This window comes from Flavobacterium sp. 140616W15 (assembly GCF_003668995.1).
Lineage (GTDB): Bacteria > Bacteroidota > Bacteroidia > Flavobacteriales > Flavobacteriaceae > Flavobacterium.
Window position 1 is genome coordinate 4,073,030 of sequence record NZ_CP033068.1, and the last position, 18,819, is coordinate 4,091,848.

Below are 18,819 nucleotides of genomic sequence, written 5' to 3' on the forward strand. Positions count from 1 at the left end.
TTATTTCTTTTAAAAAATTTAAAAAATAGTTGGCTTTAAGTTTTTAAAATTTAAAGATTATGGTTACTTTTGCCATCCGTTCAAGTAATGGCGTCGTGGCCGAGCGGCTAGGCTGGGCTCTGCAAAAGCTCCTACTCCGGTTCGAATCCGGACGATGCCTCAAGAAGAGATACAGAAATGTATCTCTTTTTTTTATGCTTAATTTTTCCTCAATATTTTCAAAATCAACGGAGTCGAAGTCTTATTAAACAGTATTATTACCTTTTCAAAAGTTTAAGCTTTGACTGTAAGAAGCTTTAATAAAAACTTAAGTTTAAAGTTAGTCTGCGCACTTTTGTCATTTCGAGGAACGAGAAATCTTCGCAAGAAGCTAACTCACAGTTTTTCTCTTAAATTTTCGAGCTACTCGTGGAGATTTCTCGTTCCTCGAAATGACAAGATTGAGGATTATTTTGCGTAAAACTTAAGTTCCTCCCTACCCTTGGTTTAGAACTTTTACAAAGAATTTTTAAATTTTTAAACATAAAAAAACCTCTCGTAATGAGAGGTTTAAAACTATATTTTGCAGTTATTAACAACTACTTTTCTATCTTTTCAAAAGCATGTTTTACCATTTCTTTTTCTTTTGGAAACCATCCTTGAACTATTAAAACAAATCCAAAAATCATTAAAACTATACTAATTCCTTTTTTAATTTTAAGAATATTAGATGGTGTCATTTTAGATTTTAATTGCTTTGCTAAAACAATTTTTATACAGTCAATAATCAAATAAGTTAATACAACTGTTACAAAAAATGTCATCATTCTTGATGTTTGCATTTCTAATTTTGGTCCAATAGAAATAATTATTGCAACCCAAAAACCAAGTACTCCGATATTAATAACATTTAGGAAAAAGCCTTTTGCAAAAAGACTTCCATAGTTTCTTTTGATGATATCACGGTCTATTTCTTCATCGTTTATTTTAGCTTCTTTCTTGAGTTGTATAAACGAAATAATACCGTAAGCCAACATGATTATACCTCCAAAAATAAAAAGGGCGGGTTTATCTTGTAAACTTTTAATTAATCTATAACTTCCTAAATAAGCAATCGCTATAAAGAAAATATCTCCTAGAATTACTCCTAGATCAAAAACTAATGCGGCTCTAAAACCTTTGGTAATACTAGTTTCTAGTAATATAAAAAATACCGGGCCTACCATAAAGCTTAAAAATACTCCCCATGGAATCCCTGCTATAATATCATTTATCATTAAAATACAATTTCGTTTTATTCTTTTTCTTCAATCCTACCGCCAAGAACAGTTTTTTGGTTAATTTGTTTTGGTTTACCATAGATGTAAATATAGCCACCAGCATTCACTTTTGCATCAACTAAGGTAGTAGCATAGATTTCGGCATTTCCTCCCGCAGAAACGCTTATTGTCGTTTGTGAGGTATGTAATCCCTTAGCTCGTAAAATTCCTCCTGAACCTAAATTAGCAACTTGATTGCTTGCTTCTCCAGATACTTTGATTGTTCCTCCAGAAACTGCTCTTACTTTAGCATTATCAACATCCAAAATTACATTGATTTCTCCTCCTTCTTTAGAATTTAAATCGATAGTTGTTTGTTTGAATGTTTCTTTACTTGAAACTATACTTCCTTCGCTTACATCAATGCTTTCAATACGTTTGTAATATAACTGTATTGATATATCATCTCCAGATAAAAGTTTTGGAAATGGCATTCTTAATTTCAATTCTCCATTTTTATTAACAACTTCAACTTCACTCTCTCTGCTTCCTTTTATAACTATCTTATTTTCTGAAGAATGAATTAATGTAATACTCAATTTATCGAATACTTTAACTTTATCAAAATCTCCTAAGTTTTTAGTTACCTGACCAAATGATACTTGTACAAATAAAATTGCAACTCCTATTAATAACTTTTTCATGTTTTTCTTTTTTAAATTTTTACTTCTTACTCTGCTCTTCTTAAAAAATGAAAATCTAATTGTTTTTTAACTAAATCGGCATTTTTTACTTTAACGTAAATCTCATCGCCTAATTGTAATATCTTATCAGAAGTAGCACCTACAAGTGCATATTGTTTTTCATCGAAAGTATAATAATCATCTTTTATCTCTCTGATTCTTACCATTCCTTCACATTTATTTGATACTATTTCTACATAAATTCCCCACTCAGTAACTCCTGAAATAACTCCCAAGAACTCTTCATCTTTATGATCCTGCATGTATTTAACCTGCATGTATTTAATACTATCACGTTCTGCATTTGTTGCTAAACCTTCCATGTTTGAACAATGTAAACACTTGGTTTCATATGTTTCTTCATCTACAGATTTTCCTCCATCTAGATAATATTGCAATAATCTATGTACCATAACATCTGGATAACGACGAATTGGCGATGTAAAATGGCTATAATAATCAAAAGCCAAACCATAATGTCCGATATTATCTGTCGAATATTTGGCTTTACTCATACTTCTTATTGCAAGAGTATCAATTAAATTTTGCTCTTTTTTACCATTAACTTCTTCCATTAAAGCATTTAATGATTTTGATATATCTCCTTTATTTCGGAAATCTATCTTGTAACCAAACTTAGCAATTACCGATTGCATTGCAATTAATTTGTCTTCATTTGGTTCATCGTGAATTCTATAAACAAATGTTTTCTTTTGTTTACCAATGTATTCAGCAACTTTTCTGTTAGCCAAAAGCATGAATTCTTCGATTAAATGATTGGCATCTTTTGATATTTTAAAATAAACTCCTTCTGGTTCTCCTTCTGCATTCAAATCAAATTTAACTTCAACTTTGTCAAAAGAAATAGCCCCATTAGCCATTCTTTTCTTTCTCAAAATCTTAGCTAATTCATCAAGTTTTAAAGTAGCATTTGTAATTTCATCTGAAACAACATATGAACTTCCTGTAATAGAAGTTTCTGCTGGAATTGTATTGTCTTTTGTTTCAATGATATATTGTGCTTCTTCATAAGCAAATCGCTGATCCGAATATATTACTGTTCTACCAAACCATTGGTTAATAACTTGTGCATTCTCTGATACTTCAAAAACTGCTGAGAAAGTATATTTCTCTTCATTAGGACGCAATGAACATGCAAAGTTAGATAACACTTCTGGAAGCATTGGTACTACCCTATCGACTAAATATACCGAAGTTGCACGTTGATATGCTTCATCATCCAAAATTGTTCCCTCTTCTAGATAATACGAAACATCAGCAATGTGAATTCCTATTTCGTAATTTCCATTTTCTAACTTCTTGAATGATAATGCATCATCAAAATCTTTTGCATCTTTTGGATCTATTGTAAACGTAAGCGTATCTCGCATATCGCGACGCTTAGCTATTTCACTTTCTTGTATAGAAGTATCTATCTTTTGTGCATAAACCTCTACTTCTACTGGAAAATCTGATGGTAAACCATATTCAGCTAAAATAGCATGAATTTCGGTATCGTGTTCTCCTGGTTTACCTAAAACTTTTACTACTGAACCAAATGGACTATCTGCACGTTTTGGCCAATCTTCTATCGTAACTAAAACTACATCACCGTTTTGAGCCTCTCCTATTTTATCCTTTGGAATAAAAATATCAGTGTACATTTTAGGATTTGCAGTAGAAACAAAAGCAAAGTTATTCTGAATGTCAATAACTCCAACAAAGTCAGTTTTATTTCTTTCTATTACTTCAATAACTTCACCTTCAGGACGTTTCCCTTTTCTTCTGTTATAAACGTAAACTTTTACTTTATCTTTATCTAGTGCACGATTTAAATTATTTGTGGGAATAAAAACATCTTCGGTAAAATCTGGACAAATAAAGTAAGCTGTTTTACGACTTGTCATATCAATCGTACCTTCGTAATAATCCTGACTAACAGCTTTAATTAAATATTTTCCTGGTTCTGATTCAACAATCTTATTTTGAGAAGCCAGAATTTTTAAATCTTTTATAATTTGGTTACGACTTTTAGTATCGTCTAGTTCGAGCTTCGCTCCTATTTGTTTGTAATTAAATGGTTTATTAGCATGTTGCGATAAAATTTTTATAATCTTACTAGAGAAATCTTTCTCATTCTTTATCGGTTTTCTAATTTTCTTACTCATATATCTTTTCTTATAAGGTTTAAAATTACAAAGAAGATATCAGATAATGCTTTTTAGGTTCCATTTTATTAAAAATATAACTTTCAAACACTGCTACCTATTGATTTTCAGAGGTATTTTCCAATCTGTATATTTAAATTAATTGCATCTACTAATTTTTCGTAATGTTCATTTCGTATCTTTACAGAAAGACCTTTATGCAAAGCTTTAAAACCATTGCTATATTCAATTATCTGCACGAAACAGTCGTTCTAAAGCACTTACTAGAACAAGAAGACATTCCATACTATCTAGAGAACGAAATGACCTTATCGGTGGCTCCTTTCTATTCTGCAGCTTTGGGCGGAATCAAACTCAACGTTCATCCAGAGGATTTCGAAAGAGTTCAGGAAATTCTTGACAATCTCAATAGTCCACTTTCAATCGTTTAAATCTAAAATTTCAATTTTTTTTCTTTTTCAATTTTCAAAGTTGTCAACATATATTATATATTAAAAAAGAAAAATTTAAATTTAATTAATTTTTGGTTGTTATTATAGTGTGTTAATATGTCATATAAATTTATTTTTAAAAGCATTGAAATGAAGTTTCTCTTAGTTATATAGAGTTATCAACATACTTATATTTTGTTAAAGTATTAGTTTCTAAGAGTTTTTAGATTTTAATTAACATTGGTTAACAACCTAAAATGAATTCATTTTGTAGATAACTTCATATGTTGATTTTTGTTGAAAATGCACTTTTTGATATTGATAACTTTTCCAAAAAATCTCCAAACTTTATTAGGTTATTAAGTTCCAATTTTGGATTAGGTTTTTTTATGACACAACCAAAAAAAACTTCTAATTTTCTTTCTGTAGTTATTAACAAAAGTTGTTAATTTAAAGTTAACTGAATATCAAGCAATTGCGTTTTGCTATTAACATTATAAAAAATTAACAAAAAAGATGTTTATCTTTCATTGATTACTAGGTACTTATGGAGTTATTAATAATGTTAATAAGTGTTAATATTTTGATACTAAATGAGTTATATTTTTAAGTTTTTATACTACGAATTTCACCAATATCTATGAGTTATAAAAACTATGTTTTTAAAAGTTATTAAGTAAAAAATAAATGAAAATTATAGAAATTGATAGCAGTCATTTATTAATTGGCTAAATTTGCAGGACACAACTTAATATAACTTAATAATGAAAATTTCAATAGGAAACGATCACGCAGGGCCAGAATATAAAAAAGCAATTGTTGCTATGCTTAAAGCAAAAGGACATGAAGTAACTAACTATGGTACAGATTCTGAGGATTCTGTAGATTATCCAGATTTTGGTCATCCAGTTGCTACAGATATCACTGAAGGTAAGGCTGATTTTGGAATTGTTATTTGCGGAAGCGGAAATGGAATTGCAATGACTGTTAATAAACATCCGAAAGTGAGAGCTGGTTTATGTTGGACTAAAGAAATTGCGGTTTTAACACGTTTGCACAATGATGCTAACATTATTAGTATTCCAGCGCGTTTTACATCGATTCCACAAGCTGTAGAAATGGTTGAAGCATTTTTAAATACTGAATTTGAAGGTGGAAGACACCAAAATAGAGTAAATAAGATTGCTTGTCAGTAAATAAGTCAAAAAAATGAGTGCTTCGCACCTATAAAATAGTAAGCCGGGTGAATTTTTTCAATTCATCCGGCTTTTTTAAAATTTAATTAGTTGATAAATAAGTATTTGTAGAGTTGTTAACAACATAAAAACAACTCATTTATTAATCAATTCTATAGCAAAACAACGCTTTTTAGATTGTAATTACCAAGGGCAGTTCTACTATTTTTTTATAATGACAATGTTAATGATAAATATAGCAGAATTAATATAAGCAAATATTTAAAAATGTTAGATTTAATTATTTGATAAATAAGTGTTTATATAGTTATTAACAACATAAAAACAACTCATTTATTAATTGACTCTATAGGCAAAACAACGCTTTTTAGATTGTAATTACCAAGGGCAGTTCTACTATTTTTTATAATGACAATGTTAATGATAAATATAACAGAATTAATATAAGCAAATATTTAAAAATGTTATATTTAATTGTTTGATAAATAAGTATTTGCATAGTTATTAACAACATAAAAACAAACCCATTTATTATTTGATTGTATAGGCAAAACAACGCTTTTTAGATAGTAATTATCAAGGACAGTTCTACTATTTTTTATAATGACAATGTTAATGATAAATATAACAGAATTAATATAAGCAAATATTTAAAAATGTTATATTTAATTGTTTGATAAATAAGTATTTGCAGAGTTGTTAACAACATAAAAACAAACTCATTTATTATTTGATTCTATAAGCAAAACAATGCTTTTTAGATAGTAATTACCAAGGACAGTTCTATTATCTTGTTATAAAAGAGTATTTAGTTGTTTTATGTCTTTATAATAACAATGTTAACAATGAATATACCAGAAACAATATAAGCAAATATTTAAAAATGTTAGATTTAATTATATGATAAATAAGTATTTATGGAGTTATTAACAACATAAAAACAAACTCATTTATTATTTGATTGTATAGGTAAAACAGCGTTTTTTAGATTGTAATTATCAAGGGAAGTGCTACTATTTTTTTAAATGAGAATCTTAATGATAAATATACCAGCAATAGTATAATCAAATCTTTTAATGTTAGATTTAATTATTTGATAAATAAGTATTTGTGTAGTTATTAACAATATAAAAACAGCACTATTTATTGGCACTTACTATAAACCAAGCAAGAGTTTCAGTATCATTGTAATAAATAAACATAAGGACAGCAATTGCTATCTGAAGGAAAATAATTCCTGTATATTTTATAATAAAAGAAGGTTTACTCGTTTTATGTTTAAACAATAGCATTGCTAGTAACAATCCTAATGAACCACCAAGAGCAGTTATTGCAAACAATGTATTTTCGGAGATTCTACGTTTATGTTTGATTGCCAAATATTTATCATATCCAGCTAAAATAAAGGCAATACTATTTACGATAAAAAAATACGGTAATAAAACTTTCATTGGCTTAAAATTAAGAACAAAGATATTATTTTAGCAGAATTATTGATTAATTTGCTATTTCATTTTAATAAGTAAATTATATCAATTTATAATTAAGAAATTATTTCATTAAAAGCATGACTAATATTCAATTCATTGCAAAGTCTGTTCAAACAGCAGCAATAAACATTCAAAACACGGTTAAATTACTTGAGGAAGATTGCACTATTCCGTTTATTTCTAGATATCGAAAAGATACCACTGGAAATCTTGATGAAGTTGTAATTGAGCAAATTGCAAAACTTCAGAAAGATTATGAAGTTATTGTAAAACGTAAAGAAGCAGTTTTAAAATCGATAGAAGAACAAAAGTTACTTACTCCTGAATTAAAGCAAAAAATTGAACAAAGTTTTGATTTACAAGAGATAGAAGATTTTTATCTTCCGTTTAAAAAGAAAAAGAAAACAAAAGCCGATGTAGCGCGTGAAAATGGACTTGAGCCGTTGGCTAAGATTATCATGTCGCAAGGCAATGACGATGTTGATTTTATTTCAACACGATATATTAATGATAATGTTATTAATGAAGAAGCCGCTTTACAAGGAGCTCGTGATATCATTGCGGAATGGATCAACGAAAATATATATGTTCGTAAGCAATTACGAAGATTATACCAACGTAAATCGACAATTGCAACTAAGGTTGTAAAAACAAAAAAAGATGATGAGAATGCGCAAAAGTTCAATCAGTATTTCGATTGGTCAGAGCTATTAATAAAAGCGCCATCACACCGATTATTAGCTATGCTTCGTGCTGAAAACGAAGGATTTGTAAAAATGAAAGTAGAGGTTGATATTGATGAAGCCTATGATGTTATTGATGAACTGGTTATAAAAGGACAAAATAATACAACACCGCATATTCAATTAGCAATTGAAGATAGTTATAAACGGTTGTTGAATCCTGCTATAGGAAATGAAACCTTGCAAGAAGCCAAGGCTAAAGCTGATGCTAATTCTATTCAGGTTTTTGCTAATAATTTAGGACAGCTATTATTGGCCCCACCATTGGGTGAAAAACGTATTCTAGCCATTGATCCTGGATTTAGAAGTGGTTGTAAAGTGGTTTGTCTGGACGAAAAAGGAGATTTGTTATACAATGAAACCATTTATCCGCACGCACCACAACATGAAGATGCTATGGCGATGAAAAAAATCCGCTCTATGGTAAATTCTTATAAAATAGATGCAATTTCTATTGGGAACGGAACGGCATCTAGAGAAACGGAGTTTTTTATTAAAAAAATTGCATTTGACAAACCAGTTCAGGTTTTTATAGTTTCTGAGGCAGGAGCTTCGGTATATTCGGCATCTAAAATCGCTCGTGATGAGTTTCCTAATTATGATGTTACTGTGCGAGGATCAGTTTCTATAGGAAGACGACTTTCGGATCCGTTGGCCGAATTGGTAAAAATCGATCCAAAAGCTATTGGAGTAGGACAATACCAACATGATGTAGATCAGTCAAAATTAAAAGAAGAGCTGGATAATACCGTAATTCGTTGCGTAAACTCGGTAGGTATTAATATTAATACAGCGAGTAAACATTTATTGAGTTATGTTAGTGGAATAGGAGAGAAGCTTGCCGAAAACATAGTACAATATCGCTCAGAAAATGGCCCCTTTGAAGATCGTAAACAATTAAAAAAAGTGCCTCGTTTAGGTGATAAGGCATATCAGCAAGGAGCTGCTTTTATTAGAATTACTAATGCTAAAAATCCGTTGGATAATTCGGCAGTACATCCTGAAGCATATGGAATTGTTGAAAAAATGGCCAAAGATTTAAAACTAACGGTTAATGATCTTATTGCCAATAAAGAACGCACAGCTTTAATTAAACCAGAGAATTATATTACGCCAGAAATTGGTTTATTGACTTTAAAGGATATTATCAAAGAATTAGAAAAACCAGGTTTAGATCCGAGAAAATCGGCTAAGGTTTTTGAATTTGATCCGAATGTAAAAAGCATAAAAGATGTAAAAACCGGTATGATTTTACCAGGAATTGTTAATAACATCACCAACTTTGGTTGTTTTGTTGACATCGGTGTTAAAGAAAGCGGTTTGGTTCATATTTCCCAGCTTAAAGCAGGTTTTGTAAGTGATGTAAACGAAGTGGTAAAACTACACCAACATGTTGATGTAAAAGTAACTGAGGTTGACGAAGAGAGAAAACGTATTCAGTTGACGATGATATTATAAAACAAGAAATTCCAAATCCCAATAATATTTTACTGGGATTTGGAATTTATAAGACCTATAATTTATTAAATAAATTAAGCCGGTTTATCTTCTTCTTTTTCTTTCTTATCAGCTGGCTGATCATTGTCTTTAGCAGCGTTTTTGAATTCTTTAATTCCACTACCTAAACCTTTCATTAATTCTGGAATTTTTTTACCTCCAAAAAGTAATAAAACAACTGCTAATATAACAAGGATTTCTGTAACACCTAATCTTCCCATGATTGAATAGTTAATTGCCGGAGCAAATTTGTATATAATAAAGGCAAAGGTATACAGAATTAGTTAATATGAATTAGTTTTACTATAAAATATTTTTTTCTAGTCACGTTAAATATTTTATAAAATGCTATTTTAAAGCCTATCGTATTCTGTTTTGACCGTTTTATCAATACTATTAATTATTATATTTGTCAATTAAAGTACCACAATGACAGAAAAAAGATTAAAACGAATTAAATTCAGAAACAGATTATTTGTCAAAAACAGATTAGTTATTTTGAATGAGGATACATTTGAAGAGATTTTTTCTTTTAAGTTAAATCTTATGAATGTTTTTGTAGTTGCAACTTTAGGTGCTATTTTTTTGATATTAATTACCACATTTATAATCGCTTTTACACCATTACGAGAATTTATTCCGGGATATTCATCGACTGAATTAAAAAGAAATGCAACAGAATTGGCTTTAAAATCTGACTCATTAACAGTTGCATTAAAGAAAAATGAAGCGTATATTAAATCTATCCAAAAAGTGCTGACAGGTCAATTAGAATATGCTAAATTTAATAAAGATTCTATCTTGTCAAGTGTTGATCTAAAAGAGGAAGATGTGAATTTAGCTCCTTCTAAAGAAGAATTAAAATTGCGTGAAGAAGTGGCAAACGAAGAAAAAAAAGAAAACACTAGTTCTGTAAAAAAGGATAAAAGTGATAAAAAACAAAAATAAAGAATGTCTATAAAATCAGTCGCTGCAAAATTATTTGCCAGCAAAATTTATAATAATACGCAGACTTGGGCTAAGAAACCTATTGAAACTCAACAGAAAGTTTTTAAGAGTTTAATAAAAGCTGCAAAAGATACTGAGTTTGGAAAAGACCACCATTTTGATAAAATAAAGACGTTTGAAGATTTTAAAAAGCAAGTACCTGTAAGAGATTATGAAGATTTAAGATTGTATATAGATAAAGTGCAATTAGGTCAGAAAGATATTCTTTGGAAAGGGAAACCACTTTATTTTGCTAAAACATCTGGAACCACTTCGGGAGCAAAATATATTCCGCTTACCAAAGAATCAATGCCTTATCATATTGAAGCTTCTCGAAATGCTATTTTACATTACATACATGAAACTGGAAAAACAGACTTTGTAGATGGAAAAATGATTTTTTTACAAGGAAGCCCTGAATTGATTGAGAAAAATGGAATTAAACTAGGACGATTATCTGGAATTGCAGCTCATTTTGTTCCAAAATATCTTCAAAAGAACCGTATGCCATCTTGGGAAACCAATTGTATTGAGGATTGGGAAACTAAGATTAATGCAATTGTTGATGAAACAATAGATCAGGATATGACTATTATTTCTGGTATTCCATCTTGGGTGCAAATGTATTTTGAACGTCTAGAAGAAAAAAGCGGTAAGAAAGTAGGGGATTTATTCAAAAATTTTAATCTCTTTATTTACGGTGGAGTTAATTACGAACCCTATCGCGCAAAGTTTGAAAACCTGATAGGAAGAAAAGTAGATAGTATTGAGTTGTTTCCTGCTTCTGAAGGTTTCTTTGCTTATCAGGATTCTCAAAAATCAAAAGGAATGCTCTTATTATTGAATTCTGGGATCTTTTATGAGTTTATAAAAGCAGAGGAGTTCTTTAGCGAGAACCCAAAACGATTAACAATTGGAGAAGTAGAGTTAGGTGTAAATTATGTTTTGATTATATCAACAAATGCTGGGCTTTGGGGTTATAATATTGGAGATACGGTACAATTCACCTCTTTATATCCGCATCGTGTAATTGTTTCTGGAAGGATTAAGCATTATATATCGGCATTTGGAGAGCATGTTATTGCTAATGAGGTCGAAAATGCAATGAAAACTGCTATGGAAAATACCAATGTTAGAATTAATGAGTTTACTGTTGCGCCACAAATTAATCCAACAGAAGGATTACCATATCATGAATGGCTTGTAGAATTTGAAAATGAACCAGAAAATATAGTAACTTTCGCAGAAGCAATAGATGATGCCATGCGTAAACAAAACATTTATTACGACGATTTGATTACAGGAAACATTTTGCAAAAAGTAGTAATAACTAGAGTTGCCAAAAATGGTTTTCAAGATTATATGAAATCACAAGGAAAATTAGGAGGACAAAATAAGATCCCGCGACTGTCTAATAATAGAGATATTGCAGACGTATTAAAAAAACAATAAAACTTAAAAGTTTAAAAAATATATTTAGAATGAAAGAATCAAAAAACATTTCGAGATCAAGAGCACAGGAATCATCAGCTGCAATTGAAAAAATGTACATTACAATGCGCCATTTGTTTAACAGAGGTTTTTACAAACCAATGGGAATTTCGGGCGATACATTACGTGAAGCATTATTAGCTTTGCGACCAGAAATTTATGGAAATATTGCCGAAGAAAAAGTAGAGCTTAATGGGCTTTTGTATGTTATAGAACGACTTCCGATAGGAATTGAGGAATGCCGTTATATTAATCTAACTTCTGACGAAGGATACTCGAAGTCCCATTTTCAAGCAATTGTTCCTCCAAAAAGAAGAAGAAATTGTTATAGAATTGATGAGGAACAAATGAACGTAGAAATTACTCGTGGACGTTCAGATATCTATGATATTTTGACCCACTTGACTTTTATTTTCATTGAATCTCATAAAATTAGAAATAGAGTTTTATTAGATGATGGAGGCGAAGTTTCACGTGATTGGTTAAAATTGGAGTTAGCAGTAATGCAAACAAAAAAGTTACCACTTATAGAAAAAGAAAAGGCAATATCGCATGTTGCAAATATCTTAGGAAGAACATTTGAAGAAGTTCTAAATATCTATGACGCTTTTGGTTCTGAAGCTGAGCCAGATCGTTTTTTACATATTATCTATTGGTTAGGTAAACTAGCGATTGAAGAAGTTGTTGAAAATAATAAACGTACAATTACATTTAGTCCTATTTTACGAGAGCGTTTAGGACACCATATTCACGGAGAAATATGGGCAACGAATATCAAGGAGGTTTTAAAAGCAAATTCGCTTTTAGATCGTCCTATACACGTAATAAGTGCTAATATGCATAGTGTGATGAATTCAATTTTTGCAACGCCTTTATTAAAAACTAAATTCAAAGACAAATCGGATTTCTTTATTTATGAAGAACTAAGTAAATCGGGAGCAACAATACGTAAAGACGTTGAAGCGCTTGCATTGAAAAATGGAATGATTTCTTTACCTGATGCTTCAGGTACTAATATTGACGTACAAATTTTTGATACTGCTAAGATTGATTGGGCTAAAACGGCATTTCCTAAAGCTGATTTAGACGAAAAGAAACCAGTAATCATTGTTATGGATTATGCGTTTGGAGAGCAAGCTTATGAAACCATTGATGAGTTATTAAAACCATTTAAAAAAGAAACACTTCTTAATGTAAAATCGGTTTCGATTATGGGTAAAGCAGGGATTCTAGAAGGAGGAAAAGGAGATATCATGATTCCGACAGCGCATATAAATGAAGGAACGGCTGATAACTATTATTTCGAAAATGAATTAACAGGAGCAATGTTTGAAGGAAATGATATTGCCGTTTTTGAGGGTGCAATGGTTACCGTATTAGGAACTTCGTTGCAGAACCGTGATCTTTTAAAATTCTTCCATGAATCTACTTGGGGTGTTATTGGTCTTGAAATGGAAGGGTCGTATTATCAAAAAGCGATTCAATCGGCTTCAAAAATCAGAAAAAGTGTTCCGCACGATATAAAGGTTAGATATGCTTATTATGCATCAGATAATCCATTAGAAACAGGAAGTACATTGGCTTCAGGCGGATTAGGAACAACAGGGGTAAAGCCAACTTATTTAATTACAATTAAAATTCTTGAACAGATTTTTAACGTAAAATAATAGCATTAGTATTCAAGGGCACATAAGTGTCCTTGATAAAATAAAAATAGATTTGCGATTAATTTTATCGCAAATATTTAGATCACAATATTTTAAAGAATGTAATTAATAAATTGAATTACATTTGGCACATACAAAAAATACAATGAAGAGAATTCTTATTACAGGAGCTGCAGGATTTTTAGGTTCACATCTTTGCGACCGTTTTATAAAAGAAGGTTATTATGTTATCGGAATGGATAATTTAATTACTGGTGATTTAAAAAACATCGAGCATTTGTTTAAACTTGAAAGTTTCGAATTTTATCATCATGATATCACAAAATTTGTGCATGTTCCTGGAGATTTAGATTATATACTACATTTTGCTTCACCAGCTAGTCCGATTGATTATTTAAAAATTCCAATCCAAACATTAAAAGTTGGTTCATTGGGTACTCATAATTTATTAGGTTTAGCACGAGTAAAGCAAGCAAGAATTTTGATAGCTTCAACATCCGAAGTTTATGGAGATCCTTTGGTACATCCACAAACAGAAGAATATTATGGAAATGTAAATACAATAGGGCCACGTGGAGTTTATGATGAAGCAAAACGTTTTCAAGAATCTATCACAATGGCATATCATACTTTTCATGGTGTAGAAACCAGAATAGTGCGTATTTTTAATACCTATGGGCCAAGAATGCGACTTAATGATGGTCGCGTAATTCCGGCTTTTATTGGTCAGGCACTTCGTGGAGAAGATTTAACTATTTTTGGAGATGGTATGCAAACACGCTCATTTTGTTATGTAGATGATCAGGTAGAAGGTATTTTCCGATTGTTACATTCTGATTATGTTTATCCAGTTAATATTGGAAATCCAGATGAAATTACTATAAAAGATTTCGCAGAAGAAATTATAAAACTTACGGGAACAAATCAAAAAGTAGTTTATCACCCATTACCGATTAATGATCCATTACAACGACAGCCAGATACTACAAAGGCAAAGGAATTGCTTGGTTGGGAAGCAAAAGTTAATCGTGCAGAGGGTATGAAAATTACATATGATTATTTTAAGTCCCTTTCTAAAGAAGAGCTATCGAAAGAAGAGCATAAAGATTTTTCAAATTACATAAGGTAGATGCGTACAAAAACAGGAAGATATTCAGGTTATATTAGGCCTTTTTCATATTTGATAGATTTAATTATCATTAATCTATTTGCGGTTTATATAATTGATTTTCCTGTTCACAAAATTGTATTTCCTTTAGCTTTAAGCTTTGCTTGGGTTTCTATTGCTGTACATTTAGGTTTTTATGAAGTATATCGATATACTAAAGTAATTGCAATTTTAAACTGTGCACTTAAGCAATATGTTTTGTTTAGTTTAGTAGTTTTTGCATTAGCTTTTTTTTATTCGAAAAGAATAAGTTTACCTTCAGTAATTGTGTTTATTAGTTCATCCTTTTTGGTGATATTGACCATTAAATTTTCTATTTATTTTTTCCTAAAAAAATTCAGGGTACTATATGGAGGTAATTTCAGACGAGTAGTATTAATTGGGAATAGCAAGAGCGTTGCTCCATTGCAAAATTTTTTTACTGATAATTTAGATTATGGATATAAGCTGATGCATATATTTGATATTGGGAGTGAGAAAAAATGCCAAATTAATCAAATGAAAGATTTTGTTTTATTAAATAGAATAGATGAAATGTATTGTTCTATGATTGATTTATCGCAACAACAAATGAGAGATCTTATTTATTTTGCAGATAATAATTTGAAGACATTAAAGTTTATTCCAGACGATAAACAAATATTTTTCAGAAATTTTATGTTCGAATATTATGATTATATACCTGTTCTTAAGTTAAGGAATATCCGGCTAGATGATAATTTTAATAAAGTAGTTAAGCGTATTTTTGATATAGTTTTTTCTACTATAATTATACTTGGAATACTTTCGTGGTTAATACCAATTATAGGAATTTTAATAAAATCAGAAACAAAAGGGCCCATTTTTTTCAAGCAAAAAAGGAATGGATTGAATAATAAAGAGTTTTATTGTTATAAGTTTCGATCGATGAAATTAAATGATGGAGCACATATAAATTTGGCCTCTAAAAACGATGAGAGAATAACAAAAATAGGTAAGTTTATTCGTAAGACGAGTATTGATGAGCTGCCACAATTTTTCAACGTTTTAATGGGAAATATGTCAGTAGTAGGACCAAGACCTCATATGTTAAGCGTAACGGAGGTTTATGCGCTTAAAATCAATAAATTTATGGTAAGGCATTTTGTCAAGCCAGGTATTACAGGATTAGCTCAAACGAGCGGGTTTCGTGGCGAAGTTGAATCGGATAAGGATATTATTAATCGAGTTAAATATGATATTTTTTATATGGAAAATTGGTCTATTTTATTGGATATAAAAATAATTTTTGATACGATTCGTAATACGCTAAAAGGCGATGATAAAGCATATTAATGGATTTAGTTTCTATTATAATTCCAACATATAATTGCGAAAAATTTATTCATCAAACGGTGCAATCTGTACAAAACCAAAGTTATCCTAACTGGGAAATTATTTTGATTGACGATGCTTCGACAGATAATACAGTGACAATAATAAATGAATTTGCTCAAGTCGATAATCGAATAAAGATAATCGAATTAGAAAAAAATTCAGGAAATGGTTTTGCTAGAAATGTAGCTTTGGATAAAGCAAATGGAAGGTATATAGCATTTCTTGATGCTGACGATCTATGGTTTCCCTTAAAATTAGAAAAACAAATAAAGTTCTTAAAAGATAAGAATCTGCCTTTTACGTTTAGTTTTTATGAGTGGATTGATGAAGAAGGGAATATTTTAAACAAAAAGATAGAAGCTCCACTAAAATTGACTTATCAGGAATTGTTTTTTTGTAACTATATAGGCAATTTAACTGCAATCTACGATGTTGATTTTTTTGGAAAAATTACTACCGAAGCGACTCAAAAAAGACAAGATTGGCGCTTGTGGCTTACGATTTTAAAGCAAATTAAAGAAGCAAAACCTGTTCCTGAATCTTTGGCTTATTATAGGATAAGAAAAGATTCAATTTCATCTTCAAAGTTTAAATTGATAAAGCATAATTTTGGCGTTTACAGGCGATTTCATGGATTTAATTTTATGGTTTCATGCATTTATACGACTCGATTTTTGTTCACACAATTGATTATTAAGCCAAGATATATAAAGAAAGTTTAGTATTCTTTAAGGTCGAAAATTGCGACCTTAAAGAATTATTTCTTATATCCAATTTTTACTCTTTCGCTTTCGTCTTCTTTTTTCTCAGTGAGTTCATCTAAATAAGAAAAGACCAATTCAATATTTTTATCATGATTCTCTAATTTCTTTTGAATCTGCAGAATATCAACTTTAATTTCGGTTGTGTCCAGAAGCATTTGTCTTACTTTCGTGAAAATACGCATGATTTGGATATTAGTTTGAATTGCTTTATCACTTTTTAGAACGCTTGATAGCATCAAAACACCATGTTCTGTGAAAGCAAAAGGTAAATATTTTAAGTTAAATCCTCTGCCATTCTTCAAGGTCGCAATTTGCGACCTTGAAGATTTATACTCAATTTCAGTTAGTTGAAACATAAAATCTTCGAGAAATCTAGAGATATTTCTTTTTACTTGTTCGTTTAATCGTTTTGTTTCTATTCCATAAAGGATTGCTAAATCACTATCCAACATTACTTTTTGGTTACGGATAAAATATATTTTGTTTGAAATAGTTTCTTCAGAAAGCAGAGATTGATCGTCCATGAGTTTTAATTAAAAAACAAATGTAAGATTTTATTTATATTAAAAATAAGAATTAAACTGTTTTAGTTTGCCTCGATTGGTTCTTTCTAAAACTGTTTTTCGGGTAAAAGTAAAGTTTAAATTAGGCTCTAAATAATGAACAATTGCAGTTTTAATTTTATCAATTTGGTTAGTATTTAATTCTTTTTCAGATACATATTCAATTTCAAAAGTATCGATTTGAGTTTGTTTGATGATAAACTCTTTTACATTTCCATCGTCTTCGATAATACTTTTGGTAACATAATAAAAGGTTAAGCCAGGCGATTTCTTCCCACTAGGTAATAACGCAATATCATTGGTTCTGCCAATAAGTTTTTTAAGGATTGGTTTTTGTAATGTGCTTTTTTCATCCAGAATCCCCATGTCGCCAATATCATATCTAATAAATGGATGCGCTTTGTTAAATAATGAAGTAATTACAATCTTGCCTTCAGTTCCATTGGGAACAGGTTGATTATTTTCATCTAGAATCTCGACAAAAAGAGTTTCTGTATTTATTTGCCATTCTCCTTCAGGGTTTTCAAAAGCAATTAAATCAAGTTCGGAGGCTCCATATTCATTAACAACAGGAATCCCCAATTGCTTCTTCAAAAGAATTTTATCAGATTCAAAAAGCATTTCTGAAGTAACAAAACAAGTTTTTAATGTTGGACAGATATCTTTTAAGACGATATTTTTCTTTTCTAAAAACTTAGCAAACAAAACAATCGAACTTGTGTAACCGTTGAGGTAATCGAATTTTTTTGTTTGAAATTTTTGTAAAAACCGTTCCAAAACAATATCTGATAAATTAAAAATTGGAAAGCGATAGCGGTTACTAAAAAAATCTTTTAAACGTTCTTTTCTGTTTCCAATAAAATCCATTGGAATTCCATAAAAACGCGCCTGATACGAAGTATTAAAATTTATTCCGTGCCAACCAAAACGCATACTATTTGAAGCCCAGGTTAAGGCATGACAATATTTATCTTTGGCAAAAACAAAAGGAGTTCCGCTTGATCCAGAGGTTTTGTTGAGGTAAACGTTTTTTATAGAATAACCTTTAGATAGCCTATCAGAAAGAGGTTTTTGTAAATTCTGTTTGTTCAAAACAGGTAAATCATTCCAGTTTTTGGTATTTATAGAACCAACCAATGATTTGTAAAACGGATTGTTTTGCAAATGATAAACAACGATCTCCTCTTTTTTATGCTGAATAAATAGAGCATGTTCTTCTTCAGAAAATTGAATAATGGCTTCCAATTCAGCTTTAGCTTCCTTAATTGGAAATCCATTTATAAGAAGAGAAAGATCAAAAAGTCGAAGCATTTGGAG

16 protein-coding genes and 1 tRNA gene are annotated in these 18,819 nt (G+C 30.2%); 10 read left to right on the forward strand and 7 right to left on the reverse strand.

Going from position 1 to position 18,819, the window contains the following annotated elements; all coding sequences use genetic code 11:
* The first annotated feature begins 89 nt into the window (after positions 1–89).
* Positions 90–160, forward strand: a tRNA-Cys gene (locus EAG11_RS21835).
* 418 nt (positions 161–578) lie between these two features.
* Here the strand turns inward: EAG11_RS21835 and EAG11_RS17785 are convergent.
* Genes EAG11_RS17785 through rnr form a run of 3 tightly spaced genes read right to left on the reverse strand, consistent with a single transcriptional unit; the run spans position 579 to position 4,149 of the window.
* Entirely contained in the window at positions 579–1,256 is a 678-nt protein-coding gene (locus EAG11_RS17785; protein WP_129540351.1) for a LysE family translocator, read from the reverse strand.
* A gap of 17 nt (positions 1,257–1,273) precedes the next feature.
* On the reverse strand, positions 1,274–1,942 hold the full coding sequence (locus EAG11_RS17790; RefSeq protein ID WP_129540352.1) for a head GIN domain-containing protein: 669 nt from the start codon (positions 1,940–1,942) through the stop codon (positions 1,274–1,276).
* A gap of 26 nt (positions 1,943–1,968) precedes the next feature.
* On the reverse strand, positions 1,969–4,149 hold the full coding sequence (gene rnr / locus EAG11_RS17795; protein ID WP_129540353.1) for a ribonuclease R: 2,181 nt from the start codon (positions 4,147–4,149) through the stop codon (positions 1,969–1,971).
* Between the two features lie 197 nt (positions 4,150–4,346).
* Between rnr and EAG11_RS17800 the strand changes: the two genes are divergently transcribed.
* Both EAG11_RS17800 and rpiB read left to right on the forward strand, forming a co-directional pair.
* Positions 4,347–4,580, forward strand: a complete 234-nt coding sequence (locus EAG11_RS17800) for a putative signal transducing protein (protein WP_129540354.1) — start codon at positions 4,347–4,349, stop codon at positions 4,578–4,580.
* Between the two features lie 764 nt (positions 4,581–5,344).
* The gene (gene rpiB / locus EAG11_RS17805) at positions 5,345–5,776 is read left to right on the forward strand and encodes a ribose 5-phosphate isomerase B (RefSeq protein ID WP_129540355.1); all 432 of its coding nucleotides are present in this window, start codon (positions 5,345–5,347) and stop codon (positions 5,774–5,776) included.
* A gap of 1,139 nt (positions 5,777–6,915) precedes the next feature.
* Here rpiB and EAG11_RS17810 read toward each other — a convergent pair.
* Positions 6,916–7,227 carry a DUF1294 domain-containing protein gene (locus tag EAG11_RS17810; RefSeq protein ID WP_129540356.1) on the reverse strand — a complete coding sequence of 104 codons (312 nt, stop codon included), beginning with the start codon at positions 7,225–7,227 and terminating at the stop codon, positions 6,916–6,918.
* Between the two features lie 116 nt (positions 7,228–7,343).
* Here EAG11_RS17810 and EAG11_RS17815 point away from each other — a divergent pair, with 116 nt between their 5' ends.
* Positions 7,344–9,467 carry a Tex family protein gene (locus EAG11_RS17815; protein ID WP_129540357.1) on the forward strand — a complete coding sequence of 708 codons (2,124 nt, stop codon included), beginning with the start codon at positions 7,344–7,346 and terminating at the stop codon, positions 9,465–9,467.
* A 74-nt stretch (positions 9,468–9,541) separates the two neighbouring features.
* Here EAG11_RS17815 and tatA read toward each other — a convergent pair whose 3' ends face one another.
* Positions 9,542–9,727, reverse strand: a complete 186-nt coding sequence (gene tatA / locus EAG11_RS17820) for a twin-arginine translocase TatA/TatE family subunit (RefSeq protein WP_129540358.1) — start codon at positions 9,725–9,727, stop codon at positions 9,542–9,544.
* A 208-nt stretch (positions 9,728–9,935) separates the two neighbouring features.
* Between tatA and EAG11_RS17825 the strand changes: the two genes are divergently transcribed.
* The 6 genes from EAG11_RS17825 to EAG11_RS17850 all read left to right on the forward strand — a co-directional run bounded on the left by EAG11_RS17825 (position 9,936) and on the right by EAG11_RS17850 (position 16,897).
* Positions 9,936–10,454: a peptidase gene (locus tag EAG11_RS17825; protein WP_129540359.1), complete on the forward strand. Its 519-nt coding sequence runs from the start codon at positions 9,936–9,938 to the stop codon at positions 10,452–10,454.
* Between the two features lie 3 nt (positions 10,455–10,457).
* Positions 10,458–11,945 carry a GH3 auxin-responsive promoter family protein gene (locus EAG11_RS17830; protein WP_129540360.1) on the forward strand — a complete coding sequence of 496 codons (1,488 nt, stop codon included), beginning with the start codon at positions 10,458–10,460 and terminating at the stop codon, positions 11,943–11,945.
* 29 nt (positions 11,946–11,974) lie between these two features.
* On the forward strand, positions 11,975–13,651 hold the full coding sequence (locus EAG11_RS17835; protein WP_129540361.1) for a hypothetical protein: 1,677 nt from the start codon (positions 11,975–11,977) through the stop codon (positions 13,649–13,651).
* A 145-nt stretch (positions 13,652–13,796) separates the two neighbouring features.
* The gene (locus EAG11_RS17840) at positions 13,797–14,780 is read left to right on the forward strand and encodes a UDP-glucuronic acid decarboxylase family protein (protein ID WP_129540362.1); all 984 of its coding nucleotides are present in this window, start codon (positions 13,797–13,799) and stop codon (positions 14,778–14,780) included.
* Positions 14,781–16,133, forward strand: coding sequence for an exopolysaccharide biosynthesis polyprenyl glycosylphosphotransferase (locus EAG11_RS17845; RefSeq protein ID WP_129540363.1), 1,353 nt, complete (start codon positions 14,781–14,783; stop codon positions 16,131–16,133). It begins immediately after the preceding gene.
* Positions 16,133–16,897: a glycosyltransferase family 2 protein gene (locus EAG11_RS17850; RefSeq protein ID WP_129540364.1), complete on the forward strand. Its 765-nt coding sequence runs from the start codon at positions 16,133–16,135 to the stop codon at positions 16,895–16,897. Before EAG11_RS17845 ends, EAG11_RS17850 begins: the two co-directional genes overlap by 1 nt.
* Positions 16,898–16,932: 35 nt before the next feature.
* On the opposite strand, the gene EAG11_RS17855 is transcribed toward EAG11_RS17850, so the two are convergent.
* Both EAG11_RS17855 and EAG11_RS17860 read right to left on the reverse strand, forming a co-directional pair.
* A complete protein-coding gene (locus tag EAG11_RS17855; protein WP_129540365.1) occupies positions 16,933–17,463 on the reverse strand; it encodes an ORF6N domain-containing protein in 531 nt (176 codons plus the stop codon).
* Between the two features lie 39 nt (positions 17,464–17,502).
* Positions 17,503–18,813, reverse strand: coding sequence for a phenylacetate--CoA ligase family protein (locus EAG11_RS17860; RefSeq protein ID WP_129541131.1), 1,311 nt, complete (start codon positions 18,811–18,813; stop codon positions 17,503–17,505).
* Between the last annotated feature and the right edge of the window lie 6 nt (positions 18,814–18,819).

Bases quoted from the DNA above. Each gene is read 5' to 3' on its own strand.
- EAG11_RS17785 (WP_129540351.1), bottom strand. From the start codon at position 1,256: ATGATAAATGATATTATAGCAGGGATTCCATGGGGAGTATTTTTAAGC.
- EAG11_RS17790 (WP_129540352.1), bottom strand. From the start codon at position 1,942: ATGAAAAAGTTATTAATAGGAGTTGCAATTTTATTTGTACAAGTATCA.
- rnr (WP_129540353.1), bottom strand. From the start codon at position 4,149: ATGAGTAAGAAAATTAGAAAACCGATAAAGAATGAGAAAGATTTCTCT.
- EAG11_RS17800 (WP_129540354.1), top strand. From the start codon at position 4,347: ATGCAAAGCTTTAAAACCATTGCTATATTCAATTATCTGCACGAAACA.
- rpiB (WP_129540355.1), top strand. From the start codon at position 5,345: ATGAAAATTTCAATAGGAAACGATCACGCAGGGCCAGAATATAAAAAA.
- EAG11_RS17810 (WP_129540356.1), bottom strand. From the start codon at position 7,227: ATGAAAGTTTTATTACCGTATTTTTTTATCGTAAATAGTATTGCCTTT.
- EAG11_RS17815 (WP_129540357.1), top strand. From the start codon at position 7,344: ATGACTAATATTCAATTCATTGCAAAGTCTGTTCAAACAGCAGCAATA.
- tatA (WP_129540358.1), bottom strand. From the start codon at position 9,727: ATGGGAAGATTAGGTGTTACAGAAATCCTTGTTATATTAGCAGTTGTT.
- EAG11_RS17825 (WP_129540359.1), top strand. From the start codon at position 9,936: ATGACAGAAAAAAGATTAAAACGAATTAAATTCAGAAACAGATTATTT.
- EAG11_RS17830 (WP_129540360.1), top strand. From the start codon at position 10,458: ATGTCTATAAAATCAGTCGCTGCAAAATTATTTGCCAGCAAAATTTAT.
- EAG11_RS17835 (WP_129540361.1), top strand. From the start codon at position 11,975: ATGAAAGAATCAAAAAACATTTCGAGATCAAGAGCACAGGAATCATCA.
- EAG11_RS17840 (WP_129540362.1), top strand. From the start codon at position 13,797: ATGAAGAGAATTCTTATTACAGGAGCTGCAGGATTTTTAGGTTCACAT.
- EAG11_RS17845 (WP_129540363.1), top strand. From the start codon at position 14,781: ATGCGTACAAAAACAGGAAGATATTCAGGTTATATTAGGCCTTTTTCA.
- EAG11_RS17850 (WP_129540364.1), top strand. From the start codon at position 16,133: ATGGATTTAGTTTCTATTATAATTCCAACATATAATTGCGAAAAATTT.
- EAG11_RS17855 (WP_129540365.1), bottom strand. From the start codon at position 17,463: ATGGACGATCAATCTCTGCTTTCTGAAGAAACTATTTCAAACAAAATA.
- EAG11_RS17860 (WP_129541131.1), bottom strand. From the start codon at position 18,813: ATGCTTCGACTTTTTGATCTTTCTCTTCTTATAAATGGATTTCCAATT.